A 6086-nucleotide genomic window follows, 5' to 3' on the forward strand; every position below is an offset into this window, starting at 1 on the left:
GCATGGCCGACGAAAAGGACCTCCACGCCCGCTGGGCCGCCGCCCTGCTCCGCGCCGGCGAGGACACCCCGCACCCCGGCGAGGGCACCCCGCACCCCGGCGAGGGCACCCCCGACCCCGCCCCCTACGCGGAACGCCTCCTCGCCCGCTGGGCCGAGCCGCAGCGCAGGTACCACACCACCGACCATCTGGCGGCGGTCCTTGACCACATCGACGTGCTGGAGGACCACGCCGACGACCCCGACCTCGTACGCCTCGCGGCGTGGTTCCACGACGCGGTGTACGCACCCGACCGCTCGGAGAACGAGGAGCGCTCCGCCCGCCTCGCCGAGCGCGCCCTCACCGAAGCGGGCCTGCCGGCCGACCGGACCGCCGAAGTGGCGCGCCTGGTCCGCCTCACCGTCACGCACGACCCGGCCGACGGCGACCACAACGGCGAGGCGCTGTGCGACGCCGACCTGGCGATCCTCGCGGCCTCCCCCGACGCGTACGCCGCCTACGCGGCCGCCGTCCGCGAGGAGTACGGCTTCGTGCCGGACGAGGCGTTCCGCCGGGGCAGGGCCGACGTGCTGCGCCGGCTCATGGCGCTCCCGCGCCTCTTCAGGACGCCGTACGGGGCGGCCAACTGGGAGGCACCGGCCCGCGAGAACCTGGCGACGGAACTGGCCCTGCTGGAAACCTGAGGCCCTTCCGGTGCCACTCCCGTACTCTCTGCCGCATGCTTCTCATGGGTGGGGACCGGATCGACGAGGCCGTCGCGCACGCGGCCGGGGTGCTGCGCGCGGCGGCGGACCGCGACTGGCGTGCCAAGGCGGATGACCTCGACTGGAGCTGCCTCCAGACGGCGGAACACATCGCGGGCTGCCACATCGCGTACGCGGGCCAGCTGACGGGCCGCGCCACGGACGGCTACGTCCCCTTCGAGACGACCCTCGACGAGGGCACGGGCCCCGAAGGCGCGATCCGGGCGATCGAGGCGGCGGGAGCCATCCTGTCCGCCGTGGTCCGCGCGACGCCCCGCGGCGTCCGCGCCTACCACCCCTACCCCTCTGGCGCCGCCGACGCGACGGGCTTCGCCGCGATGGCCGTCGCGGAGGTCCTGCTCCACACGTACGACATCGCCCACACGCTCGGCGTCGACGCGGAACCGCCCGCCGAGCTGTGCGCGTCGGTCCTCGCGCACCTCTTCCCGCACGTGCCGCCGGCCCTCGCGGGCACCACCCCCTGGACGACCCTGCTGGGAGCCACGGGCCGCGGCACCCTGCCGGGCCGCGCCCCCGTCACGCAGTGGCGCTGGCACAACCCGCACTCGCTCCCCGCGGGACCCGTCGCCCTGCGCGAGGTGACGCCCGCGGCCGCCGCGGATCTCGCCGACGGCGGCACCGGCGGACTGACCTGGCTGGACGGCGCCCCCTTCGACGGCACACGCAGGGCCGCGGGCATGCTCACGAAGGCGTACGCCGCCGGGGTGCTCCGCCCCGGCTGGGGCATGTACGCGCTGGTCCGCACCGCCGACGAGCTGGCCGTCGGCGGCATGGGCTTCCACGGCCCGCCGGACGACAACGGCTGCGTCGAGGTCGGCTACGACCTGGTGGAGGCGGCACGCGGCCACGGTTACGCCACACAGGCACTGCGCGCCCTCTCCGACTGGGCCCTGACCCACCCCGAGGTGACGTCCCTCCTCGCGGTGACCGCCCCCGACAACGCCCCGTCCCAGCGGGTGGCGACCGGCGCCGGCTACGTCAGGCTGGCAGACCGCGACACGAACCACGCGTACGGCCTGCAACGGTCCTGAGGCTCGGCTGGTCACTCCAAGGGCCGCAGAAAACGCCGCTCGTAGCGCCGGATGCACCGCGTCCGGCGCGCCAGTTCGAAGGCGGCCTGGCACTCGGGGTCCGTCGTGCTGTCGGTGCGGTACTGCTCGTACGCGGCGAGGCTCGGGAAGGAGAAAAGGGCGTACGCGATGTCGCTGTCGCCCTCGCTCGGGAGGAAGTAGCCGTGGTGGGTGCCGCCGAAGCGGTTGACGAGGTCCACCCAGCGGCGGCCGTACTCCTCGAAGTCGTCGATGCGGTCCGGATCGATCTCGTACTTCAGATGAACGGTGATCATGCGCCCGACCCTAGCGACTAGGCCGGCCGTCCCTTGGGCCTCCGCAGCCCCGCGCCCGTGAGCCGCCGGACCAGTTCCTTGGAGCCGATCTCCACCGCGCCCGCGCGCACCGCGTCCTCGTAGCGCTCGGCGGGTACGTCGTAGTGGTCGCGTTCGAAGGCACGCGGCGGGCAGCCGATGCGTGCCGCGAACGCGTGCAGTTCCTCGAACGAGACGTCGCTGACCAGGTGGGACCACATGCGGCCGTGCCCGGGCCAGGTCGGCGGGTCTATGTAGACGCTCACGTCAGGCCGCCCACCGGCGCCACGACCACGCCCGCCTTGCCGCACACCCAATGCGGGTCGGGCCCCAACTCCGGCTCCACGTCCAGCGCGTGGGGCTCTCCCGTCTCGCACACGGGGCACAGCGGCCACCGTCCGTACCGCTCCAGGAGTGCGTCCTGGACGTCCTGGGCGACGAGCCCCGCGACGTAGTCGACGCCCTCGGGCCACTGCTCGACCCACCAGCGCCGGTGCGCCACCGACTCCTCGACCATCGAGACGACCTCGGCCTCGGCGACCTCGCGGGCGACCAGGTCGGCGAGGACAAGTGCGCGAGCGGCGTGCAACGCCTGCTCCAAGGGGTCGATCGCGTCCATGCAGCCATTGTCCCCCCACCCGCACCACACCGGAGAACCGACGGGACGCACGGGAGACACCCGGCCGACGAGGTCTTGACCGGGCACCTGACCGAAAATACCTTTCAAATGTGACCCATGACGTGAAGGAAATTTTCGCGGACGCCGCGCCCCCCGCCCCCGCCGCCCTCGCGGCGAAGGTGCGGACGCTGGCCCCGTCGATGACCCGGTCCATGCAGCGGGTCGCCGAGGCCGTCGCGGGCGATCCCGCGGGCTGCGCGGCCCTCACGGTCACCGGTCTCGCCGAGCTCACGGGCACGAGCGAGGCGACCGTCGTGCGCACCGCCCGCCTCCTCGGCTACCCCGGCTACCGCGACCTGCGTCTCGCGCTCGCCGGTCTCGCCGCCCAGCAGCAGTCGGGGCGCGCACCCGCCGTGACCGCGGACATCGCCGTCGACGACCCCATCGCGGACGTCGTGGCGAAGCTCGCGTACGACGAGCAGCAGACCCTCGCCGACACCGCCGCCGGGCTCGACACCGTGCAGCTCGGCGCCGCCGTCGCCGCGCTCGCCACCGCCCGCCGCGTGGAGATCTACGGCGTCGCCGCCTCGGGCCTCGTCGCCCAGGACCTCGCCCAGAAACTGCTCCGCATCGGACACATCGCGCACGCGCACTCCGACCCGCACCTGGCCGTCACCAACGCGGTGACGCTCCGCGCGAAGGACGTGGCGATCGCGATCACCCACTCCGGTTCGACCGGCGACGTGATCGAACCCCTCCGCGTCGCCTTCGAGCACGGCGCCACGACGATCGCGATCACCGGCCGGCCGGGCGCGGCCGTCTCGCAGTACGCCGATCACATACTGACCACCTCCACGGCCCGCGAGAGCGAGCTGCGGCCGGCCGCGATGTCGTCCCGCACGAGCCAACTCCTTGTGGTGGACTGTCTGTTCGTGGGTGTCGCCCAGCGGACGTACGAGACGGCGGCGCCCGCCCTCGCCGCGTCCTACGAGGCGCTGGCCCACCGCCACAGCCCGCGCGGCACCAGCCGCTGACACCCCCCCCAACCCCCCGCACCGGACACGAAAGAGCCGCAGCCGCCATGACCTCCACCACCGACGCGAGCGACGCGACCGACCCGACGGGCGCCCCCCACCACCACCAGCACAAGCGTGGCGACGACTACGGCGAGCTCCGCGCCCAGCTGGCCACCCTCACCACCGAGGCGTTCCGGCCCGAGCTCTCCGGCATCGACCGGCTGCCCACCGCCGAGATCGCGCAGATCATGAACGGTGAGGACGCCACCGTCCCCGCGGCCGTCGCCGAGCGGCTCCCCGCCATCGCCGCCGCCATCGACGCCACCGCCGAGCGCATGGCCCGCGGCGGCCGCCTCGTCTACGCGGGCGCGGGCACGGCGGGACGGCTCGGCGTGCTCGACGCCTCCGAGTGCCCGCCCACCTTCAACACCGACCCCAGCGAGGTCGTCGGCCTCATCGCGGGCGGTCCGAGCGCCCTGGTCGAGGCGGTCGAGGGCGCGGAGGACAGCAAGGAGCTGGCCGCCGAGGACCTGGACGGGCTCGGCCTCACCGCGGACGACGTCGTCGTCGGCATCTCCGCGTCAGGTCGCACGCCGTACGCGATCGGCGCCGTCGAGCACGCCCGTACCCGCTACGGCGCACTCACCATCGGCCTCTCCTGCAACGCGGACAGCGCGCTCGCGGCCGCCGCCGAGCACGGCATCGAGGTCGTCGTCGGCCCCGAACTCCTCACCGGCTCCACCCGCCTCAAGGCCGGCACGGCTCAGAAGCTCGTCCTCAACATGCTGTCGACGATCACGATGATCCGCCTCGGCAAGACGTACGGAAACCTGATGGTGGACGTCCGCGCGTCGAACGAGAAGCTGCGGGCCCGCTCCCGCCGTATCGTCGCCCTCGCCACCGGCGCGTCCGACGAGGAGATCGAGGCCGCGCTCGCCGCCACCGACGGAGAGGTGAAGAACGCCATCCTCACGATCCTCGGCGGAGTCGACGGCCCCACTGCCGCCCGGCTCCTCACCGTCTCCGACGGCCACCTCCGCGCGGCCCTCGACAACTCCCGCACCACGGACTAGCCCCCGGCCTCAGCCGGGCCCCCGACCCGCGCCCGAGACGCCGCCCCCTCCTCCTTCACCGCGCCTCCTCCAGTACGGCGGCCAGCCGCAGCGCGGTGTCGAGGTTGCAGCGCCCCAACTCGACCAGGGGCAGCGTGCCCTCGGCCGCCGCCGTCAGCGGATCGATCCGCAACGAGGGCAACGTGACCCCGACCTCCGCGAGCCCCGCCTTCAACTGCCGCACGGCATCCTCGACCGCCCGCACCCGTTCCTCCGCCGTCAGCGCCATGACCTCCACCTCTCACACTGAGTGTTCCCTTCTCATCACCCAGAGTGTCCACCTGCACGTAACCTGAAAAGTACAGGCACTCCAACAACGCTCCGTGTTCGGTGGGCCGGTGACGTTGACGGTCACCGGGGCCGCCCGGGCTTTCCGGAGTGTGGCGCCTCCGGGCCGGCAGTAAAGGGCGCTCCGCTGCGCTGCGCGTCGGCTACGCCGATTCCGCTCCGCTCCACCCTTGACTCCCGCCCCTCCACCGCACGTTGACCTTGACCCGGACGGCCAGGGGTGGGGCCGACGGGTATCCCTGGGATGGGTCATCCCCTTTCGCCGCCGGGTGCGGCCCGGCCCAACGTGCGCCGACGTCACCGTCGGGGCTCGGCTCCCGGCTTCGCCGCTCGGGTCATCGGCTTTCGCGGCCGGGTGCGGACCGGCTCATCGTGGGCGCGGGCCATGCTCGGGGTGCGGCCGCCCGGCGCGGCCCGGCTGGCCGGGCCATCACCCTTCATCGCCGGGCGCGGGACGGTCCATCGCGTCCGGTCGGGCACCTACTTTGGAAAAGTTGTGAATGGAGATGCCGCGCGCCCCCCTGTCACGCCCTGCGCGCCGTCACGCAGGGCCGGTCATCGCGGGATTGTGGCGCGGTGGGCTCGGATGCTGGGGGCGCATGGGCTGCTCAGGGGGGCGTGCGGCGAACGCATTCGCAACTTCGCGAAAGTAGGTCCCCGAGGGGCAGCCTCTCCCGCCTCGGCCGGGACGGCGCATCAGTCGTGAAGAGGGGGCGCGCGGTCACCCCATTCGCAACTTTCCCAAAGTTGGTCCCCGAGCGGCGGCCTCTACCTCCCGGCCGGGGCGGCGCATTGGTCGTGAAGCCGGGGCGCGGGGCTCCTCCATTCACAACTTCGCGAAAGTTGGTCCCCGACAGGCGGCCTCCCCCTCCCAGCCGGGCGGCGCATTAGTCGTGGAGGGGGGCGCGCGGCCTCCTCGTTCAC

At 73.4% G+C, this 6086-nt stretch carries 8 protein-coding genes; 4 read left to right on the forward strand and 4 right to left on the reverse strand.

Translation table 11 applies throughout. The features are described from left to right. The first annotated feature begins 2 nt into the window (after positions 1–2). Together ACZ7LU_RS35345 and ACZ7LU_RS35350 are read left to right on the forward strand one after the other, a co-directional pair. Positions 3–683 carry an HD domain-containing protein gene (locus ACZ7LU_RS35345; RefSeq protein WP_471919081.1) on the forward strand — a complete coding sequence of 227 codons (681 nt, stop codon included), beginning with the start codon at positions 3–5 and terminating at the stop codon, positions 681–683. A 35-nt stretch (positions 684–718) separates the two neighbouring features. Next, positions 719–1795, forward strand: a complete 1077-nt coding sequence (locus ACZ7LU_RS35350; protein ID WP_471919082.1) for a GNAT family N-acetyltransferase — start codon at positions 719–721, stop codon at positions 1793–1795. An 11-nt stretch (positions 1796–1806) separates the two neighbouring features. Here ACZ7LU_RS35350 and ACZ7LU_RS35355 read toward each other — a convergent pair whose 3' ends face one another. Genes ACZ7LU_RS35355 through ACZ7LU_RS35365 form a run of 3 tightly spaced genes read right to left on the reverse strand, consistent with a single transcriptional unit; the run spans position 1807 to position 2746 of the window. After that, positions 1807–2109 (reverse strand): NIPSNAP family protein, encoded by a 303-nt coding sequence (locus ACZ7LU_RS35355; RefSeq protein WP_398302953.1) that lies wholly within the window; start codon positions 2107–2109, stop codon positions 1807–1809. A gap of 17 nt (positions 2110–2126) precedes the next feature. Next, positions 2127–2393, reverse strand: coding sequence for a DUF4031 domain-containing protein (locus tag ACZ7LU_RS35360; RefSeq protein ID WP_398302951.1), 267 nt, complete (start codon positions 2391–2393; stop codon positions 2127–2129). Next, positions 2390–2746 (reverse strand): hypothetical protein, encoded by a 357-nt coding sequence (locus ACZ7LU_RS35365; protein ID WP_398302949.1) that lies wholly within the window; start codon positions 2744–2746, stop codon positions 2390–2392. The genes ACZ7LU_RS35360 and ACZ7LU_RS35365 overlap by 4 nt, the downstream gene beginning before the upstream one ends. 110 nt (positions 2747–2856) lie before the next feature. Here ACZ7LU_RS35365 and ACZ7LU_RS35370 point away from each other — a divergent pair, with 110 nt between their 5' ends. Both ACZ7LU_RS35370 and murQ read left to right on the forward strand, forming a co-directional pair. Next, positions 2857–3780, forward strand: coding sequence for a MurR/RpiR family transcriptional regulator (locus tag ACZ7LU_RS35370; protein WP_362999572.1), 924 nt, complete (start codon positions 2857–2859; stop codon positions 3778–3780). A 47-nt stretch (positions 3781–3827) separates the two neighbouring features. Continuing rightward, entirely contained in the window at positions 3828–4835 is a 1008-nt protein-coding gene (gene murQ / locus ACZ7LU_RS35375) for an N-acetylmuramic acid 6-phosphate etherase (protein ID WP_471919083.1), read from the forward strand. 55 nt (positions 4836–4890) lie between these two features. Here the strand turns inward: murQ and ACZ7LU_RS35380 are convergent, their stop codons facing one another. Beyond that, complete coding sequence (locus ACZ7LU_RS35380; protein ID WP_398302945.1) at positions 4891–5103, reverse strand: hypothetical protein; 213 nt, start codon at positions 5101–5103, stop codon at positions 4891–4893. Positions 5104–6086: the final 983 nt, after the last annotated feature.

The sequence above is a fragment of the Streptomyces sp. NPDC039462 genome (genome assembly GCF_055639375.1).

Bases quoted from the DNA above. Each gene is read 5' to 3' on its own strand.
- murQ (WP_471919083.1), top strand. From the start codon at position 3,828: ATGACCTCCACCACCGACGCGAGCGACGCGACCGACCCGACGGGCGCC.
- ACZ7LU_RS35345 (WP_471919081.1), top strand. From the start codon at position 3: ATGGCCGACGAAAAGGACCTCCACGCCCGCTGGGCCGCCGCCCTGCTC.
- ACZ7LU_RS35350 (WP_471919082.1), top strand. From the start codon at position 719: ATGCTTCTCATGGGTGGGGACCGGATCGACGAGGCCGTCGCGCACGCG.
- ACZ7LU_RS35355 (WP_398302953.1), bottom strand. From the start codon at position 2,109: ATGATCACCGTTCATCTGAAGTACGAGATCGATCCGGACCGCATCGAC.
- ACZ7LU_RS35380 (WP_398302945.1), bottom strand. From the start codon at position 5,103: ATGGCGCTGACGGCGGAGGAACGGGTGCGGGCGGTCGAGGATGCCGTG.
- ACZ7LU_RS35365 (WP_398302949.1), bottom strand. From the start codon at position 2,746: ATGGACGCGATCGACCCCTTGGAGCAGGCGTTGCACGCCGCTCGCGCA.